Origin of the sequence: Kitasatospora sp. NPDC056783 (genome assembly GCF_042789895.1) — a bacterium.
Taxonomy (GTDB): domain Bacteria; phylum Actinomycetota; class Actinomycetes; order Streptomycetales; family Streptomycetaceae; genus Kitasatospora.
In genome coordinates, this window is the sequence record NZ_JBHUAF010000109.1 from 1 (window position 1) to 22,543 (window position 22,543).

21 protein-coding genes are annotated in these 22,543 nt (G+C 75.5%); 12 read left to right on the forward strand and 9 right to left on the reverse strand.

The window, feature by feature from the left end; all coding sequences use genetic code 11:
* Positions 1-30: 30 nt before the first annotated feature.
* The 4 genes from ACFRMQ_RS17880 to ACFRMQ_RS17895 form a co-directional block, all read right to left on the reverse strand.
* Positions 31-1,317 carry a PLP-dependent aminotransferase family protein gene (locus ACFRMQ_RS17880; RefSeq protein WP_380731417.1) on the reverse strand — a complete coding sequence of 429 codons (1,287 nt, stop codon included), beginning with the start codon at positions 1,315-1,317 and terminating at the stop codon, positions 31-33.
* The gene (locus ACFRMQ_RS17885; protein WP_380731418.1) at positions 1,314-2,249 is read right to left on the reverse strand and encodes an alpha/beta hydrolase; all 936 of its coding nucleotides are present in this window, start codon (positions 2,247-2,249) and stop codon (positions 1,314-1,316) included. Before ACFRMQ_RS17885 ends, ACFRMQ_RS17880 begins: the two co-directional genes overlap by 4 nt.
* A 107-nt stretch (positions 2,250-2,356) precedes the next feature.
* The gene (locus ACFRMQ_RS17890; protein WP_380731419.1) at positions 2,357-3,133 is read right to left on the reverse strand and encodes a class I SAM-dependent methyltransferase; all 777 of its coding nucleotides are present in this window, start codon (positions 3,131-3,133) and stop codon (positions 2,357-2,359) included.
* 111 nt (positions 3,134-3,244) lie between these two features.
* Positions 3,245-4,348, reverse strand: coding sequence for an alpha-hydroxy acid oxidase (locus ACFRMQ_RS17895; protein ID WP_380731420.1), 1,104 nt, complete (start codon positions 4,346-4,348; stop codon positions 3,245-3,247).
* Between the two features lie 179 nt (positions 4,349-4,527).
* Here ACFRMQ_RS17895 and ACFRMQ_RS17900 point away from each other — a divergent pair, with 179 nt between their 5' ends.
* The 10 genes from ACFRMQ_RS17900 to ACFRMQ_RS17945 all read left to right on the forward strand — a co-directional run bounded on the left by ACFRMQ_RS17900 (position 4,528) and on the right by ACFRMQ_RS17945 (position 15,294).
* Entirely contained in the window at positions 4,528-5,964 is a 1,437-nt protein-coding gene (locus tag ACFRMQ_RS17900; protein ID WP_380731421.1) for a class I adenylate-forming enzyme family protein, read from the forward strand.
* A gap of 82 nt (positions 5,965-6,046) precedes the next feature.
* Positions 6,047-6,322, forward strand: coding sequence for a phosphopantetheine-binding protein (locus ACFRMQ_RS17905; RefSeq protein WP_380700070.1), 276 nt, complete (start codon positions 6,047-6,049; stop codon positions 6,320-6,322).
* Positions 6,319-6,585 carry an acyl carrier protein gene (locus ACFRMQ_RS17910; protein WP_380731422.1) on the forward strand — a complete coding sequence of 89 codons (267 nt, stop codon included), beginning with the start codon at positions 6,319-6,321 and terminating at the stop codon, positions 6,583-6,585. Before ACFRMQ_RS17905 ends, ACFRMQ_RS17910 begins: the two co-directional genes overlap by 4 nt.
* Positions 6,586-6,635: 50 nt before the next feature.
* Positions 6,636-7,739: a beta-ketoacyl synthase N-terminal-like domain-containing protein gene (locus tag ACFRMQ_RS17915; protein ID WP_380731423.1), complete on the forward strand. Its 1,104-nt coding sequence runs from the start codon at positions 6,636-6,638 to the stop codon at positions 7,737-7,739.
* 11 nt (positions 7,740-7,750) lie between these two features.
* Complete coding sequence (locus ACFRMQ_RS17920) at positions 7,751-8,335, forward strand: hypothetical protein (RefSeq protein WP_380731424.1); 585 nt, start codon at positions 7,751-7,753, stop codon at positions 8,333-8,335.
* A 212-nt stretch (positions 8,336-8,547) separates the two neighbouring features.
* Positions 8,548-10,164: a class I adenylate-forming enzyme family protein gene (locus tag ACFRMQ_RS17925; protein WP_380731425.1), complete on the forward strand. Its 1,617-nt coding sequence runs from the start codon at positions 8,548-8,550 to the stop codon at positions 10,162-10,164.
* A gap of 73 nt (positions 10,165-10,237) precedes the next feature.
* A complete protein-coding gene (locus tag ACFRMQ_RS17930) occupies positions 10,238-11,491 on the forward strand; it encodes a beta-ketoacyl-[acyl-carrier-protein] synthase family protein (protein WP_380731426.1) in 1,254 nt (417 codons plus the stop codon).
* Between the two features lie 79 nt (positions 11,492-11,570).
* Complete coding sequence (gene hppD / locus ACFRMQ_RS17935) at positions 11,571-13,544, forward strand: 4-hydroxyphenylpyruvate dioxygenase (RefSeq protein ID WP_380731427.1); 1,974 nt, start codon at positions 11,571-11,573, stop codon at positions 13,542-13,544.
* Complete coding sequence (locus ACFRMQ_RS17940) at positions 13,541-14,329, forward strand: thiamine pyrophosphate-dependent enzyme (RefSeq protein ID WP_380731428.1); 789 nt, start codon at positions 13,541-13,543, stop codon at positions 14,327-14,329. The genes hppD and ACFRMQ_RS17940 overlap by 4 nt, the downstream gene beginning before the upstream one ends.
* Complete coding sequence (locus ACFRMQ_RS17945) at positions 14,326-15,294, forward strand: alpha-ketoacid dehydrogenase subunit beta (protein ID WP_380731429.1); 969 nt, start codon at positions 14,326-14,328, stop codon at positions 15,292-15,294. The genes ACFRMQ_RS17940 and ACFRMQ_RS17945 overlap by 4 nt, the downstream gene beginning before the upstream one ends.
* 70 nt (positions 15,295-15,364) lie before the next feature.
* Here the strand turns inward: ACFRMQ_RS17945 and ACFRMQ_RS17950 are convergent, their stop codons facing one another.
* Complete coding sequence (locus ACFRMQ_RS17950) at positions 15,365-16,210, reverse strand: hypothetical protein (RefSeq protein WP_380731430.1); 846 nt, start codon at positions 16,208-16,210, stop codon at positions 15,365-15,367.
* Between the two features lie 158 nt (positions 16,211-16,368).
* Positions 16,369-17,718: an acyltransferase gene (locus ACFRMQ_RS17955; RefSeq protein ID WP_380731431.1), complete on the reverse strand. Its 1,350-nt coding sequence runs from the start codon at positions 17,716-17,718 to the stop codon at positions 16,369-16,371.
* Positions 17,719-18,081: 363 nt separating this feature from the next.
* Here ACFRMQ_RS17955 and ACFRMQ_RS17960 point away from each other — a divergent pair, with 363 nt between their 5' ends.
* Positions 18,082-18,456 carry a DUF1304 domain-containing protein gene (locus tag ACFRMQ_RS17960; RefSeq protein ID WP_380731432.1) on the forward strand — a complete coding sequence of 125 codons (375 nt, stop codon included), beginning with the start codon at positions 18,082-18,084 and terminating at the stop codon, positions 18,454-18,456.
* A 413-nt stretch (positions 18,457-18,869) separates the two neighbouring features.
* Here the strand turns inward: ACFRMQ_RS17960 and ACFRMQ_RS17965 are convergent, their stop codons facing one another.
* On the reverse strand, positions 18,870-20,234 hold the full coding sequence (locus ACFRMQ_RS17965; RefSeq protein WP_380731433.1) for a streptophobe family protein: 1,365 nt from the start codon (positions 20,232-20,234) through the stop codon (positions 18,870-18,872).
* Between the two features lie 177 nt (positions 20,235-20,411).
* The gene (locus tag ACFRMQ_RS17970) at positions 20,412-20,849 is read right to left on the reverse strand and encodes a DUF4259 domain-containing protein (protein ID WP_380731434.1); all 438 of its coding nucleotides are present in this window, start codon (positions 20,847-20,849) and stop codon (positions 20,412-20,414) included.
* A gap of 120 nt (positions 20,850-20,969) precedes the next feature.
* Between ACFRMQ_RS17970 and ACFRMQ_RS17975 the strand changes: the two genes are divergently transcribed.
* Positions 20,970-21,779, forward strand: a complete 810-nt coding sequence (locus ACFRMQ_RS17975) for a nucleotidyltransferase (protein ID WP_380731435.1) — start codon at positions 20,970-20,972, stop codon at positions 21,777-21,779.
* A 367-nt stretch (positions 21,780-22,146) separates the two neighbouring features.
* Here the strand turns inward: ACFRMQ_RS17975 and ACFRMQ_RS17980 are convergent.
* Positions 22,147-22,543 (reverse strand): LytR C-terminal domain-containing protein (locus ACFRMQ_RS17980; RefSeq protein ID WP_380731436.1); only part of this gene is annotated, 397 nt, incomplete at its 5' end.

The following is a 22,543-nucleotide window of genomic DNA, read 5'->3' on the forward strand; positions in this document are numbered from 1 at the left end:
GAGCCGGGCCCCTCCGTCGTCCCCGTGGCCTCAGGCCGCCAGGAAGGCCGCCAGTTTGGCCACCCCGTCGATGATCTGCGACTGCGTCAGCGAGCTGACCGACAGCCGCAGCCGCTGCTCGCCGCCACCCGCCGGGTAGAACGGCGCCATCGGCGTCCAGAGCACCCCGTGGTCGCGGGCGCAGCGCTCCATGGCGGCCTCGTCGGCGACGAACGGCACCGTCAGCACGGCGAAGAAGCCGCCGTCCGGCCGGTTCCAGGACACCCCCAGCCGGCGCCGCACGGAGGCCGGCAGATGGCGGTCCAGCTCCCGCAGCAGGGTGTCCATGCCGGCCGCGTAGTGGGCCGTGGCACCGGCGTTGGCGGCCCGGAGCCGACAGCCGTGGGTCAGCAGCATGCCGCCGATGACGGCCTGGCTGAGCGCGGGCGTGTTGACCGTCGTCATGCTCTTCAGCTTGGCCAGCTCGTCCGCGAGCAGACCGCGCCGCCCGTCGGGGCGGGCCACCTCCTGGTCGGCGATCACGTAGCCGAGGCGGGCCCCGGGGAAGCAGGTCTTGGCGAAGGAGCCCAGGTGGACGACCTGGCGGTGGCGGTCCAGCGCCTTGAGGGTGGGCCGCCGGCCCGGGGTGCGGGAGAAGAAGCCGTACGGGTTGTCCTCGATGACCAGAACGCCCTCCTCGGCCGCCACCTCCAGCAGCCCGTCACGGGCCGCGACCGGCATGCTGGTGCCGGAGGGGTTGGCGAAGTCCGGGACGACGTAGAGGGCCCGCGGGCGGCGCCCCTCGGCCCGCACCGCGCGGGCCGCCGCCCGGAACGTCTCCGGGTCGGGGCCGCCGTCCGGGCCCTCGGGGACGGGGCGGACGGTCAGGTCGAGCAGCCGGGCGGCTCCGGTGACGCCGACGTAGCAGGGCGAGCTGACCAGCAGGACGTCGTCCGGGCCGGCGCACAGGGCGCGCAGCGTCAGCAGCATGCCCTCCTGGGCGCTGACGGTGACCACCAGGGCCTCCGGGTCGACGGTCAGGTCCTCGTCGTTGGCGAGCGTGCGGGCGACCAGCTCGTTGATGATGCCCTTGGTCGGGCCGTACTGGAACAGCGCGGTGCGCACCGCGTCCCGGTCGAGGCCGCGGTCGGCCAGGTGGGCGAGGTAGGCGGCCAGGTGGGCCGGGACGTCCTCGGGCTCGAAGAAGCCCTCGTAGGGGCGGCCGGGGGCGAAGGAGACGGCGTCCGGGTAGCGGGTGGTGACCTCGTTGAGGAAGGTCATCGCGTCCAGCAGCGGTTCGGCCAGGCTGGCGTGCAGGTCGGCCAGGGGGATCGTCACCGCAGCGCCTCCCGCAGGCACCGCGCGGCGAAGGCCTGGGCCTCGGCGGCGGCGTCCAGGGTGCCGGTCATGGCGAAGAATCCGTGCGGCATGCCCTGGTAGCGGCGCAGTTCCACCGGGACCCCGGCGGCGCGCAGCGCCTCGGCGTACCGCTCGCCCTCGTCCCGCAGCGGGTCGTACTCGGCGGTCAGGACGGTCGCGGGCGGCAGGCCGGCCAGGGTGGCGGCGCGCAGCGGGGAGACGTACGGGCTGGCGCCGTCGCCCTGGTCCGCCAGGTAGTGGCCCCAGTACCAGTCCACCGAGCGGTGGTTGAACAGTGCCGGGTCGTCGTTCTCGCGCCGCGAGGGGGTGTCGGCGCCGTGGTCGGTGTTGGGGTAGACCAGCAGCTGGTGGCGCAGGGCCGGGCCGCCGTCGGCACGCAGCAGCAGGGTGAGCGCGGCGGCGAGGTTGCCGCCGGCGCTGTCGCCGCCGACCGCGAGGCGGTCCGGGTCGATGCCGAACTCGTCGGCTCGTTCGACGAGTTGGAGCAGTGTGGCGCGGCAGTCGTGCAGCGCCGCGGGGAAGGGGTGTTCGGGGGCGAGCCGGTAGCCGACGCTGGCGGTGACGCAGCCGACGGCGTTGGTGAGCCGGCGGCAGACGGCGTCGCTGGTGTCGGGCGAGCCGAGCGTCCAGCCGCCGCCGAACAGGTAGAGCAGGGCGGGCAGCCGGCGGCCGGACGCCTCGGGGCGGTAGAGCCGCAGGGCCAGTTCGCCGCCGGGGCCGGCGATGCGGTGCTCCTCGACGGCGGCGACCGGCTCGGGGTCGCCGGCCGACGCGCGGATGTCCGCGAGGTCGGCGGCTCGGGCCTCGGCGAGGGTCAGGGTGTAGAGCGGCGGGGCGCCGCTGCTCGCGCGCCGGGCGCGATAGGCCTCGGCCTGGGGGTGGAGGGGCATCAGCGGATCCATTCGGTGCGCGGGGCCGGGCGGGAGCAGGGGTGGCCGACGGCGGTGCCGCGGGCGGGAGTTCGGGCAGGGGCGGGACGACCCGGGAGGGGCGGGCGTCAGCAGTCTGCCTCGATGTAGACGGTCTCGTCGGTGCGGAAGGCCGTGTCGAGGTCGGCGACGTCCTGACGGGCGCCCTGGCGGTAGGAGCACGGGCGGATCCGGACGGGGTCGAATCCCGCGCGGGTGAGGACGTGCCGCAGTTCGTCCAGGTCGTAGATCCACTGGTGGCCGAAGTACCGGAAGATCTGGTTGACCAGGAAGGCGGGGCGCGCGGGCATCGGCGGGCCGAAGCCGAGGGTGGTCAGCCGGCGCCGGTGCTTGGCGAGGAAGCCGTCGCCGGTGGCGTAGCCGACCAGGTAGCGGGCGAGGTCGGGGGTGGTCAGGCGCAGGACGCCGCCGGGGCGCAGCACCCGCCGGGCCTCGCGCAGCCAGCCGACGGCGACGGGCACGGTGACGTGCTCGATCAGGTGCTCGGCGTACACCCAGTCGACGCTGGCGTCGGCGAAGGGCAGTGGTCGGGCGATGTCGAGCTGGGTGAACCAGCGGTCGCCGTCGACCCGGTAGAGGGTGCCGGGCTCGGTGGCCGTGTCGGGGGCGCGCAGGGTGGCGAGGTCGGTGCCGAGGCCCTCCGGGTGGGCGGTCCGGAACGCCGCGAACTCGATTCCGGTGAGGCCGAGTTCGCGGAATCCGGCATGGTCGCGCGGCAGTCCGCCGGGGTGTGCTTCGAGCTTCTCGCAGGTGGCGACCTGCTCGCTGAAGTCGTCCAGGCGGCCGGCCAGCCCGTCCGGGTCCTCCCAGTCCCAGCCCGGGAATCGTTCGTTCTGCTCGGTCATGTGTGCGGGCCTCCTGATGGGGAAACGTCGTCCGGGTACCGCGCGGTTCAGCCCTGGCCCCGGGCCGGCTGCCGCGCGGCTCGGTGCTGTGCGGCGCTGTGCGGCGCGAATTCAGCCGGCGGTCGGGCAGGGCCAGGGCGCGAGGGCGGTGCGGTCCAGGTCGGCGAGCCGGGGCCGGCCCAACAGGGCCATGGTGTGCTCCAGTTCCTCGCGCAGCAGGTCGAGCACCCGGCCCAGTCCGGTCTCGCCCCCGGTGGCGAGACCCCAGAGCGCGGGCCGGCCGACCAGCACGGCGCGGGCGCCGAGGGCGAGGGCGATGGCGATGTCCGTGCCGCCTCGCACACCTCCGTCGAAGAGCACCGGCAGGTCGGCGGGCACGGCGTCGACCACCTCGGGGAGCGCGGCCAGGGCCGGCAGCGCCCCGTCGAGTTGGCGACCGCCGTGGTTGGAGACCAGGACCGCGTCGACGCCGTGTTCGACGGCCAGCCGGGCGTCCTCGGCGGTGAGGATGCCCTTGAGGGCCAGCGGCAGCCTGGTGCGTTCGCGCAGCCAGGCCAGGTCGGCCCAGCTCAGGGTGGGGTCGAAGTGCTCGCGGGCGTGCTCGGCGATGCCCGAACTCCCGCCGGTGACGAGGCGGCCGGCGGACATCAGGGCCGGGTCCAGGTTGACCGCGCGGACGGTGGGCGGGACGGCGAAACCGTTGCGCAGGTCGCGCGGCCGGCGGCCGATCCTCGGGGCGTCCACGGTCAGCACCAGCGCGCGGTAGCCGGCCGCCTCGGCGCGTTCCACCAGGGAGGCCAGGGCGTCGCGTCGGCGCAGCCAGTACAGCTGGAGCCAGAGCGGCCCGGTGGCGGCGGCGGCGATCTCCTCCAGGGTCCGGCTGGCGAACATCCCGGCGACGAGCAGGGCGCTGGCCCGGCCGGCGGCGCGTGCGGTGGCCGTCTCGCCCTCCGGGTCGACCAGCCGGTGGTACGCCATCGGCGCGATCCCGAGCGGGACGCCCAGCGGTGCGCCGAGCAGGGTCAGCCCGGGGTCGCAGACCGAGACGTCCACCAGGGTGCGCGGGCGCAGCGCATGGCGTCCGAAGATCTCCCGATTGGCCGTCAGGGTGCGTTCCGCACCGGCTCCGCCTTCGATGAAATCCCAGATTTCCGGTGGGAGTTGGGCGCGCGCGGCGCACTCGATCCCGGCCAGCGTGAGAGCTCCCACGGGCATTCCTCGTTCCAGGACGGCCACGCTCGGGCCAGTCCCGGTTCGGCAGCGTAGGAGCAACGACCCCATTGGTATAGACCTTGATTTGACGAAACGTCTGTGCCAGGGTCTGGCCACGGAATCGGCCGTTCGGGTTTTTTAACGGCGTTCATGTCAAATCCCCTCACTTGTGTGGAGCCGCGTTGACCGGCTTTTCCCCCTCCGTACTTCCGCCTGCCTTCCTGCCGCACTCCGACGCCCCGGATTGCTGGGTCGACCGGCTGCTGCTGGCCGGACCCGGCGGCGAGGAGTGCCTGCACCTCGGCGTGCCGCTGGACCGGGACGCCCTGCGCGCCCTGGTCGACGAGCAGTCCGTCCGGCTGGCGGCCGTCGGGCTCGGCCCCGGCGGGACGGCGGCCCTGCGGCTGCCGCCCTCGGTGGCGTTCGTCGCCGTGCTCCTGGCCTGCTGGCGGCTGGGAGCCCAAGTCGCGCTGCTCGATCACCGGTTGACCGACCATGAGATCGACGCGGCGGTGGCGCGGCTGGCTCCGCAGGTGCTGGTAGGCTCCGCCCATCGGTCCGCGGCGGCCCTGCGCGGCTTCTCCGAAGTCGATCCGGTGGCCGTCCCGTTGGCGGACGGGCGCCCGGCCCGCACCGGACACGCGCTGATCCAGCTGAGTTCCGGATCCACCGGCCCGGCCAAGGTCATCGCCCGTACCGCGTCCGATCTGCTGCGCGAACTCGACTGCTACCGAAGACTGGTGGAGTTCCCCGGCGAGGGCGAGCGGGTCGTCCTGCTCGCCTCGGTGGTGCACGTGCTCGGCCTGGTCGGCGGACTGCTCAACAGCCTGCACGCCCGGGTCGCGCTCACCGTGCCGGAGCGGATGACGGCCGCGGGCATCCTCACGGAGGTCGCCGCCGGCGACCGGCCGACCACCCTGATCGGGGTGCCGTTCCACGCCGAACTCCTGGCGGGGGCGGTCGCTCCCCCGCCGCTGCCCCGGCTGCGGCGGATGATCGTGGCGGGCGAACTGGTCCGTCCGGGCCTGCCCGCGCTGTTCACCGAGCGCTACGGCGTCCCGCTCGGCACCATGTACGGCATGACCGAGACCGGGGTGATCGCCACCGACCTCTCCGGTACGCTCCACCCCGCCAAGCGGCCCGTGCACGGCATGCGGCTTCGCCTGGTGAAGGGCGAGTTGCAGATCGGCACGGCGTCCTCCCCGTACCCGGGACTGGACGACCCGACCCGCTGGTCGGACGGCTGGCTGCACACCCGGGACGCCGCCGAACCGGTCGACGACGGCCTGGTCACCGTGCTCGGCCGACTGGACTCACAGGTCTCGATCGGCGGTCTGAAGGTCGACCTCACCGAGGTCGAGCAGGCGCTCACCGCGCTGTCCGACGTCCGCGAGGCCGTGGTGGTCTTCGACGACGGCGCGATCGAGGCCTACCTGGCCACCGAACCCGGGGCCGACCTCGACGCCGTCCAGGGCCTGCTGGCCCGCCGACTGGCCGCCTACAAGCGGCCGCGCCGGTTCGCCCGGCTGGACCCCCTCCCCCGAACCTCCACCGGAAAGCTGCTGCGCGACCCGGCCGCCCTGCGCGCGAGCGCCGCCACCGCGGCCCCCGCCGGCTGACCGGGTCCGCCGCCGCGGTCCGGCCGTACCCGGCCGCGCCCCGGTTCCGCCCCGCACCACCACCCCGACAAGGAGCACCACCATGCAGGACCGCATCCGCGCCTTCGTCCTGGCGTCACTCGCCGAGATGCAGTACGACGTCTCCGAGGTCACCGGGGACACCGACCTCGGCCCGGCCGGCCTGGACCTCGAATCGCTCGCGCTGGCCGAGCTGTCGGTGCAGGTCGAGGACGAGTTCGGGATCAAGTTCGACCTGGACGAGATGGAGACCACCGCGCTGATGACGCTGGACGAGTTCACCGCCGACGTCACCCGCCGGATCGACGCCCTCGCCGCCACCTCCGGCAGCGCCGCGTGACCGGCTCCCCGCCGCCCACCGCCCTGCCGGACCGGGCCGAGGTCCTGACCATGCTGGCGGCGTTCGGGCAGCGTGCCGTCGAGGCCGTGCCCGAGCACCTCGGCTCACTCGAACTCACCTGGCTCGTCGCCGAGTTCGAGCAGCGGTACGACCTCCAGCTGGACCTGGACGACGACCGCTTCGGCGCGGTGCGCACCGTCGACGACGCCGCCGAACTGCTGCGCGAGGCCGTCCTCGCCGACCGCGCGGGCGCCCGCCCGTGAACCCCACCGCCACGGGCTCCGGTCCTCCGGGCCGGACGGCCGGGAGGCCGGTGGTCACCGGTGTCGGCGTGCTCAGCGCCGCCGGGCCGGGGCTCGCCGCGCTCACCGAGGCCGCCGCGCACGGCAAGGCCGGGTTCGGTCCGGTCACCCGCTTCGACGTGAGCGCCCGGCGCACCGACCGGGCCGCGCTGTTCCCCGACACGGTGCCGCTGGCCTCCGCCGCCCCGCTGGCCGCAGTGGTGCTCGACGCGATCGGCCAAGCCTGCCGCCAGGCCGGACTGACCGCCGCCGAGGGCGCCGGCCTGCCCGTGCTGCTCGCGCTGCACAGCGACGAGCGCACCCGCGCCACCGCCGACGCGGTGGCCGCCGGGCTCCGCGAGGCCTGGCACGCGCCGGGCGTCGCCCGGGTGTACACCGGCGCCTGCGTGGCCGCGGCGAGCGCCGTCGCCGACGCCGCCGCCCTGGTGGCCGCCGGACGGCACCCGCGCGTCCTGGTCGCGGCCGGGCACCTGGTCGAACCGGGCGTCTTCGCGGTCTTCGACGCCGGCCGGGCGCTCGCCCGGGACGGCGAGGCGCGCCCGTTCAGCGCCGGCCGCACCGGCACCCTGCTCGCCGACGCGGCCGCCGCCGTCCTGGTCGAGGCCGCCCCGGCCGCCGAACGACGCGGCGCCCCCGTGCTCGCCCGGCTGGCCGGCTGGGGCCGTGCCGGGGACGCCCACCACGTCTGCCGCCCGGAGCCCGAGGGCGGCGGAGCGGTCCGCGCGATCGAGGCCGCCCTCGGCCGGGCCGGCGTCGCCCCCGCCGAGGTCGGCTACGTCAACGCCAACGGCACCGGCTCCACCCTCGCCGACCAGTCCGAGGCCCGTGCCCTGCGACGGGTCTTCGGCCCGCACACCGACCACCTGCCGGTCAGCTCCAGCAAGTCCGTCCACGGACACGCCCTGGAGGCCTCTGCCCTGCTCGAACTCGCCGTCACCATCGGCGCGTTGAACACCGGCCTGCTCCCGGTCAACGCCGGCTGGCTCGGCCCCGACCCGGACGTCGCGCTGGACCTCGTCCTGAACGGCCCGCACACCGCCCGCCCCTCGTACGCGCTCAGCCTCAACTCCGCCTTCGGCGGGGCCAACACCGCACTCCTGCTGGCCCCGGAATGACCGCCACCGCCATGACCACTCCTGCCGACCACACCCACGGCCTGCGGATCCTCGCCGAGGCCCGCCGCCCCGCACCGGGGCCGGCCGGGCCCGTACCACCGCTGCCCGGCTTCGCCACCTCCGGCTTCAACCCGCTCGTCGCCGACACCGCCGAGCGCTGCCTGCGCGCCCTGCCCGGCGGACCGCCCGCACCCGGACGGACCGCCCTGCTGCTGGCCAGCGCGAGCGGCGACACCGCCACCGCCCGGGCCATCGCGCACAGCGCCGAACCCGGACAGCGGACCGGCCCGCTGCTGTTCTTCCAGTCCAACCCCAACGCCGTCCTCGGACACATCGCCGCACGCTGGGGCCTGACCGGCCCCCTGGTGGCGATCTGCCCGGCCGAGGCGGCCGCGCCCGGGCAGGTGCCAGCCGACGCGTACGAGCTGGCCGCGCTGCTGCTCGCGGACGGCGACGCCGACCGGGTCCTGGTCGTCGCCGCCGAACAGACGGCGGACGGGGGCCACGCCACGGCCGTCCTGCTCACGGACGTCCTGCCCGAGGACACCCCGCTCACGGACACCCCGCTCACGGCCCCGGGAATCCGACCGAGCTGAACCCGCCGCACACCCCCGGCCGTAGGAACCAACGAGGCCCCGGCGCCTGACGCAGCCGCACCCGGCACACCAGCGCTCCCGCCCGACTCCGCCTCGCTCCCGGCACCGCCGCCGGAGCGGCCGTCCGCCCCGCCTGGCAGCGCGGCAGACCGCCCCGCCACCCGATCAGCCGCCCGGGCCGCCCGACCGGCCCCGAGGGAGGGACCCACCCCGTGACCATCCGCAGCCTCCGCACCCAGCTCGCGGACGACCCCGACGTGGGCGCCGGCAACGTCCTGACCGCCCGGATCGCGCTCGGGCGGGACCTGGACGTCCCGCTGCTCAGCTTCGACACCGAGGTGGACGACCACCCCGCCTGGCAGCCCTTCACCCTGCGCGAGCTGGACCGCGCCGTCCGGGCCCGGGCCGCCGCGCTGCACGGCCTGGGCATCACCCGGCGCGACCCGGTCGTGGTGTACGCGAGCGACGCCGCCGACCACGTGCTCTCCTTCCTCGCCCTGGCCCGGCTCGGCGCGATCCCGGCGCTGCTCAACCCCAACCTGGACGGTGAGCGCGCCGCCCGCTACATCGCCCGTCTCGGCGCGGCCGGCGTCCTCGCCGACCCGGCCCACCTGGCCGAGCTGAGCGGCCACGACCCGGGTGCGCCCCTGCTCCCCGAGATCGCCACCCTCGGCGCCGGCGACCCGGACGCGGCCCCGGAGCCGTACCGGCACTGGTCCGGCGACCCGGTGGCGATCACCCACTCCTCCGGCACCACCGGGATGCCCAAGGCCGTCGTCCACTCGCACGCAAGCCTGTACGCGGCGATCCGCCACCGGCTGCGGCTGCCCCGCCCGCAGGGCCAGGACCGGCTGCTCAGCGCCCTGCCCGCACCGCACGCCGCCACCCTGATCGCGCTCAACCTCGCGCTCAGCTCGCACACCGAACTCGCCTTCCTCTCCCGGCAGTCCGGCGACGGCGTACTGGCCTCGATCGAGCAGTGGCGGCCCACCGGGGTGATCGGATTCGCCGCCACCTGGGCCGACCTCGCCCGCCACGACCTCACCACCCGGGCCCTGGACTCCGTCGCCCTCTGGTGGAACACCGGCGACTGCGCCCACGAGGTGCACATCCGCCGCCTGATCGCCGTCGGCAGCCGCGAGACCGTCACCCGCTCCGGCCGCACCCGGCTGCCCGGCTCCCAGTTCGTGGACGGGCTCGGCTCCACCGAGATGGGCCACTCGCACTTCTTCATCACCCACGCTCCCGGCACCGAACGCTACGGCCGCTGCGTCGGCCGCCCGCACGCCTTCGTCGACTGCGAGGTCGTCGGACCGGACGGCGAACCGCTCGGCCCCGGTGAGGTCGGCGAACTCGCCACCGCCTCACCCACCCTGGCGCTCGGCTACTGGAACGACTCGGCCACCACCTTCCGCACCCGGCTGCGCGGCCGCTTCCTCACCGGGGACCTGATGTACCGGGACGAGGAGGGCTACTACTACCACGTCGACCGGGCCGTCGACTCGGTCGAACTCGGCGGCGGCAAGCGGCTGTTCACCGCGATGTCGGAGGAGCGGGTGCTGGCCGCCTGCCCGGACGTGCTGGACTGCACGGTGGTCGCGGTCCGGGACGGCGAGCGCGTGGTCACCGATGTGCTGCTGATCCTCGCCGAGGGCGCCGACCGGGCCGCGGACCGCACCGGGGCCGTCACCGCCGCCCTGGACGAGGCCGTCGCCGCGACCGTCCGCAAGGTGCTGGCGGTCTCCCCCGACGACATCCCGCTCGGCCCGACCGGCAAGGTCCGCAAGGTCCTGCTGCGCCAGGTCCACCTCGCGGCGGTGGGCGCGTGAACGAGCGAAGCGAGCGAACCGTCCAGAGGCGCGCGTTGCGCGAAGCGGCCGCCGAGCGAAGGGAGGGGGGCGCGTGAACGAGCACCGCCCCGGAGCCGTCGTCACCGGCATCGGCCTGGTCTCCCCGCTCGGCCGCGAGCCCGCCGAGGTGTTCGAGGCACTGACCGCCGGCCGCTCCGGCCTGCGGGCCGTCCCCGAGGGCCACCCCGCGCACGGCTGGCTGCCCGCCGCCGGGATCGCCCCCGCGCTGGACGGCCGGGAGGTGCTGCCGCCCACCGAAACCCGCTGCGTGGACCGCTTCGTGCTGCTCGCGCTGGCCGCCGCCGACGACGCGCTCGCCGATGCCGGGCTCACCGTCGGACAGGACGCCGACCCGCACCGCACCGCCGTGGTGCTGGCCACCGGAGGCGGCGGGCTGGAGACCTTCGAGCAGCAGTCGCACCGCCGGCTGGAGCGCGGCCGCCCCGGCGTCAGCCCGTACCTGCTGCCCGGCATGCTCTCCAACATGGCCGCCGCCCGGATCGCCATCAAGCACGGCATCCGCGGCTACAGCTCCGCCGTGGTGACGGCCTGCGCGGCCGGCGCCCAGGCGATCGCCGAGGGCCTGCGGCTGATCCGGGCCGGCGACGCCGACGTGGTGGTGTGCGGCGGCACCGAGTCCTCACTGCACCCCACCATCGCCGCCGCCTTCACCAACGCCCGGGCCCTGGCGCACGGTTGGGACGACCCCGAGCAGGCCAGCCGGCCCTTCGACGCCCGCCGCAACGGCTTCGTGCTGGGCGAGGGCAGCGCCGTCCTGGTGCTGGAACGGGCCGAGCACGCCGAGGCGCGCGGGGCCACCGGCTACGCGGACGTCCTCGGCTGGGGCGCCTCCACCGACGCCCACCACCCGACCACGCCCCGCCCCGACGGCACCGGCGCCGCCGACGCGATGCGCGCCGCGCTCGCGGGCCTGACCCCCGGCGACATCGACTACGTGAACGCCCACGGCACCGGCACCAAGCTCGGCGACGTGGCCGAGACCGCCGCGCTGCGCGCCGTGTTCGGCGCCGAACCGCCCGCCGTCAGCTCCACCAAGGGCGCCACCGGTCATCTCCTGGGCGCCGCAGGCGCGTTGGAGGCGGCGGTGACCGCCCTGGCGGTGGCCCGGGGAACGCTGCCGCCGACACTCAACCTCACCGACCCCGACCCGGCCTGCGACCTGGACCACGTCCGGGGCGCCGCCCGGTCCGCCCCGGTGGGCGCCGCGCTGAGCAACGCCTTCGCCTTCGGCGGCCACAACCTCAGCCTGATCCTCGGCCCCGCCTCCACCCGGTCGACCCGGTAGCCGCCCGTCGCTGCCGCCGCCCACCGCCGCGCGGCGGCAGCCGATCCCCGATCCGCCATCCCTCCGGGGGGAGATCCCGTTGACCATCCAGACCATCACCCACGTCGAGCTGCACTGCGCGGACGCCGACAAGACCGCCGCCGGACTGTGCGCCGACCACGGCTTCACCGCCGACGCCCCGGTCACCGCGCCGGACGGAGCCCGCACCGTCGGGCTGCGCCAGGGCACCATCGGGCTGCGGCTGACCTCGGCCGCCGACCCCGAGCACCCGGTGGCCGAGTACGTCGCCCGGCACGGGGACGGCATCGCCGTCCTCGCGCTCGGCTGCGCCGACCCGGCCGCCGCGCTGGAGCGGGCCGAGCGGCACGGCGCCCGGGTGCTCGACCGGGCGGGAGCCCTGATCGAGGGCTTCGGCGACACCGCGCTGCGCCTGGTGCCGCTGCCGAGCACCGAGCCCACCCCGGAGCCCCGGCTGCTGGACGACCTCGACCACGTCGCGATCTGCCTGCCGGCCGGCACCCTCGCGGACGCCGCGCGCTTCTGCGAGGAGGCGCTGGGCTTCCGCACCGTCTTCGAGGAGTACATCGAGGTCGGCGAGCAGGCGATGGACTCCAAGGTGGTGCAGAGCGCCTCCGGCGGCGTCACCTTCACCCTGATCGAGCCCGACACCGACCGTCGCCCCGGCCAGATCGACGAGTTCCTCGCCGCCCACGGCGGGGCCGGCGTCCAGCACCTCGCCTTCAGCACCCGCGACATCGCCGGCGCCGTCCGGACCGCCCGGGAGCGCGGCGTGGAGTTCCTGACCACCCCGGGCGCCTACTTCGACGCCCTGGCCGAGCGCTTCGGCGAGACGGCTATCCCGGTGGAGACCCTGCGCGACCTGCACGTCCTGGTCGACCAGGACCACGGCGGCCAGCTGTTCCAGATCTTCGCCCGCTCGACCCACCCCCGGCGCACCTACTTCCTGGAGCTGATCGAGCGGCAGGGAGCGGGTACCTTCGGCACCGCGAACATCAAGGCCCTGTACGAGGCCGTCGAGCGGCACAGCCCCACCGTCGCGGACCACGCCACCGTCGCGGACCACGCCACCGCCACCGACCGGGCCGCGCCCGGGCACCCTGAGGAGACCGGTCCGATGGCCGAAGCCCCCGCCGAGTTCCGGCTCACCGAGGCCGAGCGCGCCCTGCTGCCCACCCCCGAGGAGGTGGCGCACTACCGCGAGCACGGCTGGTACCTGTCCCACAAGCTCTTCAGCGACGAGGAACTGGACACCCTCCAGGCCGCCACCGAGCGGTACTACGCCGGCCACCGGGACCGCGAGCTGCCTGTCCGCCCGCCCCGGCTGGCCTCCTGGCGGCCCGAGGACGGACCGGTCCAGCGGCACAACGACTACGTGCACCACGAGAGCGACGCGATCGGCGCGATCCTGCGCAAGCCGCTGGTCGGCGCGGTGGCCGCGCTGCTGGCCGGCGCCGAGGAGATCCGGATCTTCCAGTCGACGCTGATCTACAAGCCGCCGGTGCCCGAGGAGCCCAGCAACCGGGTGCCGTGGCACTTCGACAAGCACTACTGGCAGACCTGCACCTCGGATGAGATGCTCACCGCCTTCATCCCGTTCCACGACTGCCGCGAGGAGAACGGCACCATCACCATGGTCGACGGAAGCCACCGCTGGCGGGAACTGCCCTCGGGCGAGGACTCCACCCGGCACTTCGCCGACCGCGACGACTCCGAGCTGGAGGACATCCTGTCCGCCAACGCCGCCCACAACGGGCAGCGGGTGCACAAGGTGCCGATGCCGATCCCGCGCGGCCACGTGTCCTTCCACCACTGCCGCACCTACCACGGCAGCGGTCCCAACCTGGCCTCCCACCCGCGCCGGGCGATCTCGCTGCACCTCCAGGACGGCGCCAACGAGTACCGCCGGCACGACCGGGCGGACGGCGAGCCGGTGGTCTACAACCACGACGTGCTGGTGCGCCGGACGAACGACGGCCGACCGGACTACGCCGACCCCCGGTACTGCCCGACGGTCTGGCGGGGACGGCCGTGACCGCTCCCGCCCGCCCTGGCGCCCCCGCCGACCCGACCGCCCCAGCCGACCCTGCCGGCCCCGCCCCGCTGGACACCCCGGCCGAGCGCTACCGGATGCTGCGACTGATCCGCGGCTTCGAGGAACTGGCGCTCGGCCTGGTGAAGGCCGGCGCGATCCCCGGCGGCATCCACCCGTACATCGGACAGGAGGCCGTCGCGGTCGGCGTCTGCTCGGCCCTCGGCCCGACCGACCGGCTCGCCAGCACCCACCGCGGCCACGGCCATGTGCTCGCCCGGGGCACCGCGCCGCACCGGCTGCTCGCCGAGCTCCTGGGGCGGGTCGGCGGCGCGAACGGAGGCCGGGGCGGTTCCATGCACGCCGCGGACTTCTCGCTGGGCATCCTCGGCGCCAACGGCATGGTCGGCGCCGGGGCCCCGATCGCGGTCGGCGCCGCCTGGGCCGCCGCCACCGGCCCCGGGCGGGCACCGGCCGGCCGCATCCCCGTCGCGGTGGCTTTCTTCGGCGACGGCGCCCTCAACCAGGGCGTCCTGCTGGAGTCGCTCAACCTCGCCGCGATGTGGCGCCTGCCGGTGCTGTTCGTCTGCGAGGACAACGGCTACGCCACCACCCTGCCCGCCGCCCCGCTCGACCCGGCGACGGTCGCCGAACTGGACCGCTCGGTGGCCGAACAGCTGGCCGCCGCCGAGGAGTTCGCGCTCGCCTCGGACCACCCGGACCCGGCCGGCGCGCTGGACCACCTGTACGCCGACGGGCTGCGGCCCCGGGCGGGAGCGGCATCGTGACCAGGCTCTCGTACACCAAGGCGCTCAACCGGGCGCTCGCCGACGAACTCGCCGCCGATCCGGCGGTCTGCGTGTTCGGCGAGGACATCGGCGCCGGACTGGCCGGACCCACCCTCGGCCTGCTGGACCGCTTCGGGGCGGACCGGATCGTCGACACCCCGCTGTCCGAGCAGGCCTTCACCTCGATGGCGGTCGGCGCCGCGCTGGCCGGCCGGCGTCCGGTGCTGGAGTTCCAGATCCCGTCCCTGCTGTTCCTGGTCTTCGAGCAACTCGTCAACCAGGCCCACAAGTTCTCACTGATGACCGGCGGGCAGGCCGCCGTCCCGCTGACCTGCCTGGTACCCGGCTCGGGCTCACGGGACGGCTGGGCCGGGCAGCACTCCGACCACCCGTACAGCCTGTTCGCGCACGCCGGGGTGAAGACCGTGGTGCCCGCCACCCCGACGGACGCCTACGGCCTGCTGCGCTCGGCGATCCGGGACCCGGACCCGGTCGTGGTGTTCGCGCCCGCCGCCGCGATGCCCGTGCGCGAGACCGTGACCTGGGAGCTCGTCCCGGTGCCGATCGGCCGGGCCGTGATCCGCCGGCCGGGCAGCGATGTCACCGTGGTCGCCCTCGGACACCTGGTGCACGACGCCCTCGCGGTGGCCGAGGAACTGGCGCCGGACATCTCGGTGGAGGTCCTCGACCCGCGCACGGTCCACCCCTTCGACTGGCCGGCCCTGGCCGAATCGCTGGAGCGCACCGGGCGGCTGGTCGTCCTGGACGACTCCAACCGCGGCTGCGGCTTCGGCGCCGAGGTGCTGGCCACCGCCGCCGAGGAGATGCGCCTGATCGCCCCGCCGCGCCGGATCACCCGACCGGACGGCGCCGTGCTGCCCTTCGCGCCCGCCCTCGACCGCGCCGTCCAGCCCGGACGCGAGCAGCTGCGGTACGCGCTCGACCGCGTGATGAAGCGCCGCTGACCGGGCCGGGAACACGAACCGCGCCGCCTCGGGCCGTGCCCCACGGCGGCGCGGTCCAAGGCCGCCCGGCTCAGGGGTTGGGGGTCACCTCGAAGCCGGCGCCGAAGACCCCACCGGGGGTGGCGGCGTCCCGGGCGCGCAGGTCGGCGAGGATGTTCGCCGAACTGGTGTAGAGGAAGGGCGGCAGGGCGATGGTGATCCCCTTGACGATGCCGGCCCACGGCCCCGACGCCTGGAAGTTGTTGGCCTGGGAGGGCAGTTCGGTTCCCGGCACGTGCTGGATCGCCGGGCCGCCCGAGTCGCCCGCCTTGAAACCGGCCGCCGCCCGGTAGACGCCGCTGGCGTTGCTCATGACGGTCCCGTACCACACGCCCGTCTGACCGGACGTGATGAGCTCGTTGCCGCCGGCGGGGAGCAGCCGTTCGTTGTCGAGCGGGGGCTGCACGGCGTTGGGGCTGACCGCCCCGCCGGGAACCTCCACCTCGCCGGTCTGCTTCAGGTACGGCCCCTGCGAGGAGAGCGTCACCTGCGGGACCAGTTCGATGACCATGTAGTCCTTGGTCACGTGCCCCGTTCCCGAGCCCTCGGGATCCTTGAAGTAGCGGATGTACCCGATCGGGCCGAACCCCGGGTCCGCCCGGTCGTAGACGGGCGCGATGTCGTCGTGGAGCTCACGGTCGGCGTACTCGGGGCCGCGGATGCAGTGGCCCGCCGAAATGGCGATCCGGTGCCGGTACTTGTCGGTTCCCACCGCGCCGATGGTGCAGAACTGGTCGACCGTCGTGGAGCTGAAGATGATCTGCATGGCATTGTGGACGCGCTTGCCCGGCTCAGCCTGCGCGGCCTGCGCGGCACCGGTTCCGGCGGGCCAGAGGACCGCCAGACCCATCAGCAGAGCGATCGGACGCTTGATCATGTGCGGGACCCTGTCTGTCGGGAGGGCCGACTGCCCCTCCTGCACTCATCCTGATGACGTGAGGCGATGGTATGTGCACCCTTCGCAACTGACAATGTCCATGACATTCATCCCGGGGAAATCCCGACTCCGCGCCGGGCGAGCACCGACAGGGCGGCTCAGATCGCCTTGGGCAGGGCGGCCGCCGACGCGGGCGGCCGGTCCTCCGCCCGCCGGAACCGGTGCAGCGCCGCCCGGCCCTCCGCACCGCGCACCCGGGCGGCGAGCCGGGCCGGCAGCACCACAGTGGCCAGCCGGCCCTCTCCACGATAGCCCTCGACCGCCCAACACACCCATGTGATCGGGTAGTTGGCGGCCGGACTGAAGAGCACCGGGCGCCGGCCCTGGAAGCTCACCGCATAGGCGCCGAAGCCGCTCCAGTTGGAGAAGGTGAACCGGCGCGCCTGCGGATCGAAGCCCAGCGGCACGCAGTCGCGCAGCCGCGAGCGACCGAGAGTGGCCAGGAACCACAGGTTGGCGCGGAGGTTGAGGTGCGCGGTCGGGAACTCCTCGACCGCGGTGCGCAGCGCGCCCGCCAGCACCGCCGGGCCGTCCTCGGGCCGATGCGGCACGTGGATCTCGCTCAGCAGGTTGCCCACCAGCGCGGGTGACAGACCCAGCCGGCGGCGCACGTTGACCGGGACGGTCAGCATCCGCTCGGCCTCGTCCCCGTCCAACTCCCGCAGGGTGCTGAGGAGATGGGCGCAGAGCGCGTCGCCAGAGGAGATCCGGAGTCCGACCGCCGCGCCGAACTCCGCGCGCATCCGTTCCAGTTCGGCGTCAGTGAAGGCGATCTGGAGCAGCCGGTTGGCGCGCGGACCGGCCGCCACCTCGCGGGCCAGCAGCTGCGCCTCCGCCGCCGAGGGCAGTCGGAAGCCGGGCCGGCCGCAGTCCTCGGCGGGGAGCACCTCGGCCAGCAACTCGTCCTGGTCGTCGACGAGTTCGGCCTCCGGTAGCGGCTCGCCCTCGACCGCCGCGGACCAGATTCGCAGCAGCAGCATGAAGCTCTGCAGGTCACCGACCGCATGGTGCCAGGAGCAGCCCAGCACCGTGCCGCCGTCGGCGGTGCGGGTGAGCCGCACCGTGAGCAGCGGCACCGCGCCGGTGCGGGCCGCCGGGGCGTCCAGCGGGGCGACCAGTCCGGCGCCGGGCGCCGTCGCCCGGCCCATCGCCTCGGCGAGCGTGCCCTCCACGGTGAAGACCTCGAACGGCACACCGGCGTCGTCGCAGACCGCCTCCAGGACGCCCTCGACGGTGCGCAGCCGTCCGGCGAAGACCGGCACCCGCTCCAGCGCGCGGGCCAGGCCGGCCGCGAGCCGGTCCTCGTCCAGCGGGTGCTCGAAGCAGAGCACGACGGAGACGGCGAGGTCGGCGAGCATGGTGTCCATCAGCCCGCAGCGCAGCACCCGTCCGCCGGCCCGCCCGGCTCGAACGGTCCGGGATCTTCGCAACTGCGGCCAGACGCTCATGGGTTCCGTTCCGAAGCGCTCGACGACTTCCGGCGCCGCGCGATCCGCGGGCACGCCGCACGATAGTGCCGTGCCACGGCAGTGGTCCAGTCCAATCCCGCACTCCGGAAGGGCTCCCGGACCGCCGCCGCGGTGCCGCCGGCGGCGAGGGAAAGCGGCCGATGGGCGAGCACTCCGGCGCACCCGGCCGGCGCTCCCGCACGGCGGCCACCGGCACCGGCACCGACTCGCGGCCGATCGGTCCGAGCGGCGAGACTGTACCGAACGATCCCCGGGTCCCCCGGCACCACGCGATCCGCGCACCGGCCGTCGGCCCGGCCCGTCACTCCGCCCGTCCTCCGCTCCAGCAGGGAGCCGCCCGCCATGAACGCCGTGAGCCAGGCCTTCGCCGTGGTCGCCGCCGCGATCCACCTCGTCGTGTGGCCACTGGAGAGCTTCCTGTACGGGCACCCGCGGGTGCGCCGTCTGCTCACCGGAAGCACCGCGGACGCCCCGGAGGTCCGGCTGTGGCGCGTCAACGTGGGTTTCTACAACCTGTTCCTGGCGCTCGGCCTGGTCGCCGGGCTGGTCCTGCTGCACAGCGGGCACAGCGGCTCGGGCCGGGCGATCGTGCGCTACATCGCGGCGTTCATGGTCGCGGGCGGGATCACTCTGTTCGTCTCGGCGCCGGGACTGTGGCGCGGCGCGCTCGGCCAGGCCGTCCCGGCGGCGGTCGTCCTGCTGGCCGAGGCGCTGTGAACCCGGCCGCCCGGAGCCTGCCGCGCGGCCGGGGCGCCGTGAGCAGGACGAGGGCGGTGAAGACGGCGATCCGCTGGAGACCGGGTCGTTCGGCAGGGCCGCTGCGCTGGAGCCGGTACGCCGCGTAGCTGTTGGCGGCAAGGTCGGTGGCCATGATCGCGCAGGTCGGGCCGACACCGGCGGGTCGCCCGGCGAGGAGCGGCAACGCCGCCGACGCGTCGAGCGGGGCGAGCGCGGACCAGAAGAGGTCGAGCCGGTCGGGGGCCCACGGGCAGGGGCGCGGGCCGGCCCGGAGCAGGTCGCCGACGCGCGCCGTGACACCGACCCCGGCCGGCACCGCGACGTACACCGCGACCAGCACCACTGCCGGGCGCGGACTCCCGCGCAACCGTGCGAGCACCCGGGTGAATCTGTCAGCCGGCGGCCCCGCCCTTCGGCACCCGGCCGGTTCCGGTCGCCTCGCCCCGGTGGCGCACCCGGGTGGCGAGCAGGGCGCCGAGCGTGCCGGTGAGCAGGCCCCAGCCCGCCGCCAGCGGCACCGCCGTCCAGAGCACCGGACGCAGGGTGAGGCTGCCGCCGCCCAGCCCGGCCGGCGGGCCGTTTCCGCCGAGGACGGCGCCGAGCAGGTCGCCCAGGCCGCCCTGGCCGAGGCCGACGCCGAGCACGGAGAGCCCGTAGTCGGCGTCCACCCGGGTCCACAGGCCCACCAGCAGCACGGTGACGGCGGTGGCGAGCGCGAAGCGGACGGCGTGCTGCCGGAGCCGGACGGTGCGCGGCGAGCGGCGGGCCGCGAGGAAGGCCGCCGCGAGCAGCAGGACGGCGGCGATCGGCAGCAGCCACCAGCTGCGCGCGTCGTGCTCCGCGAGGGTGCCGAGGCCGATGGTCGCCTGTCCTCCGTCGGAGGTGCGCAGCACGGCGCTGAGCGGCTGGGGGACGGGCAGTCCGAGCGCGCCGACCAGTCGGCCGTGCCACTCGGCGCCGAGCCCGATGCCGAAGGCAGGCCAGGCCAGATCGGGCAGCGCGAGCAGCACCACGGCCAGGGTCCGCCGGGCGTCACCGTGCGCGAGCGCGGTGAGCACCCCCGTCACCGCCCCGATCGCCAGGTAGGCCAGCAGCACCAGCCAGAGCGCGAACGCGGGCGGGCGGACGGCGAGTTGGTGGCGCACCAGGGCGCGCGGCAGCGGGGCGCGCCGGGACACCGCGAAGGTGGCCGCGAACACCAGCAGCAGCCAGGCTCCCCCGATGCCGACGGTGGTCGGGCCGTCGGCGTGGAAGCCGACCTCCGGGGTGAGTCCGAGCGCGCCGCTGATCGACTGCGCCAGGTCGTCGCCGAGCGGGACGGCGAAGCTGTGCCGGGCGCCGAGGGTGAGCAGCACCAGGGCGAGCAGCCAGAGCAGGACCGTCCGGCCGATCCGCCCGAGCAGTTCGCCGCCGCCCGCGACGGCGCGGAAGCGCAGCTGCCGCAGGAACACCTCGGCCATCACCACCGCGCCGGCCACCGAGACGCCCAACGGCATCGCGCTGATCCCGGCGCCCACGGCCGCGAAGCCTCCCGCCCCACCGTCCAGCAGGACGGAGCCGCCCACGGCGAGCGCGAGCGTCGCGGCGAGCACCGAGGGGAAGCCGCCGTCCGGGAGGTCGCCGGCCCCGGCCAGCCAGAGACCGAGCGCGGCCACCGCCGCCATCGCGACCAGCCCGGCCAGCACGACGGCGAGCGCGTCCAGCCAGCCGCGGACGGCGCCGGGCGGGCCCGCGGCCCGGGTGGTGGGCTGCCGCATGCCGCCTCCTCGCGCTCGCGGGGTGTCCGGGGAGCCCGTCACGGGCGTCGGCCTCAGCGGCTCCCGGCGGGGGCTCCAGGATGGCCGACCACCGGTGGACGCGCTCGGCGACGAACGAGGCGGCCACCGCTACGGCGAGCGGGGGAACCGGCGAGCGGCCGGAGCCCCGACGGCCGCTCAGGCCTCGGACAGCGGGGCGCCCGTCGTCGGCCGCGCGGGGTCGAGGACCTCCCGCAGCGCCCGGATGCCCGCGCGCCAGGCCGGCCCCTCCTCCGTCTCGTCCCACAGCTCCGCGAGCTCCGACTCCTCCGCCAGCACCCGGTCCAGCGCCTCCACGGCGAGCGGGCGCAACTCGGCGGAGAGCGGCGGTATCGGCTCCTGGGGGCCGTACGCGGTGGTCACCGGCGCGCCGCCCGGGCACTGCGCGGCCAGCAGAGCGGCGGCGGCGACCGCCTCCACCGCCTCGTCGGAGTCCAGGAACTCCTCCGCCCGCGCGGCGCCCAGCAGCGCCGCCCGCAGCATCCCCTCGCGCTCGCCCGGCGCCGCGTCGTCCAGGCCGCCGCAGAAGTCCGCCGCCGAGTCGTTGTCGAAGTGCCCGATGTCCCAGGTGCCCATGCCGTTCTCCTCACGCCGTTGCGTTCCGTGCACGACGGATGCTTGCACGCGGCACTGACAATCGGCCCACCCGACGGATATTCGCTGGTCAGCGCGGCGTACGTGGGACAGGGTGACTCCATGACCACCACTCAGGGGCTGGACCGGGACGGGTACATCGCGCGGGAGGGCTCGCTCGACCGGGTGCCGTCGCCGTTCGCGCCGGCCGTCGCGGCCGTCCGCGAGCGGATCACGGCGGCCTTCCCGCCCGACCGGCTGCACGGCGCCTACCTCTACGGCAGCGTCCCGCGCGGCACCGCGGTTCCCGACGTCTCCGACCTCGACGTCCTGCTCGCGCTGCGCCACGAGCCCACGGCCGCGGACCGGGCGGCCGCCGACGCCCTCGAAGCCGCGCTCGACGCCGAGTTCGCCGAGGTCGACGGCGTCGGCGTGCTGCTCTTCGGCACGGGCACGCTGCTCAGCGAACTGGAACGCCACGACCTGGGCTGGTTCGTCGCCTGCCTCTGCACCCCGCTGCTCGGCGAGGACCTCGCCGACCGGCTCCCCCGCTACCGCCCCACCTCGCTGCTCGCCCGGGAGACCAACGGCGACCTCGCCCTCGCCCTGCCCGGCTGGCGCGAACGGCTGGCCGCCGCCGCGACGGAGGCCGAGCTGCGCGCCCTCTCCCGCGCCGTCTCCCGCCGCCTCGTCCGCACCGCCTTCACCCTGGTGATGCCCAGTTGGGGCGGCTGGACGAGTGACCTGGCCGCCTCCGCCGAGGCCTTCGCCGCCTCCTACCCCGAGCGCGCCGCCCAGGCGCGCCTCGCCGCCGGCATCGCCCGCACCCCGACCACCGACCGGGCCGCCCTGACCGTACTCGTCGAGGACCTGGGCCCCTGGCTCGCCGCCGAGTACGCCGCCGTCCACGGTGTGAAGGCGCCCCGGCCGTGACGGCGCCAGGGCACCCGCCGCTCCGGGAGGTCTTCCCGGACCTGGCCGACGAGCTGATCGGCCTGCCGGAGCGGGCGGGCGAGCACGAGCCGGCCCGCGCCGCCGCGCGGCTGCGCCTGGTCGCGGAGTGCGGCTGCGGTGACGACTTCTGCCAGAGCTTCCTGACGGAGCTTCCTGACGGGGCCGCATCCGGACGGTCAGCCCTTCGGCCCCGACCACCGGCGCGTCGAACTCTCGCCGTCCGACGGACTGCTCGTCCTGGACGTCGTGGCGGGGCGGATCGTGTACGTCGAGGTCGTCGACCGGGCGCCGCTGCGCGGCACCCGCCCCCCGCCCGGACCGAGGCCCCCGCCTCCCCGGCCAGGTCTCAGTCCACGCACGGGATCCCGCCCGCCTTCACGGCCGGACCCTGCATCGGCAGCCCCGCCGACGGGTCGGCCGTGGCCGCGGCGGTCGGCGCCGCCGAGGCCGGGCCCGGGGTGCGGGAGACGGCGAGGGTGAGCAGCACGTGGCCCGTCGGAACCGCCGTCGAGGAGACGGCCGTCACCCCGTAGCGGGCGGCGAGCTGCTGCGCGTCGGCCTTGGCCCCGGCCCCGTACGCGACCGTGGTGGCCCGGGTCCTGGCCGGGGCGTCGCCGGCCCGGCCCGCCTGGTAGCCGAGGTCGCCCAGCGCCCTGGACTCGCCGGCCGCCGCGCCCGCCCCCGCGGCGGCGTTGACGTCGACCACCGCCCTGGCCGCCGGACCCGGGCCGGGCGGGGCCGGG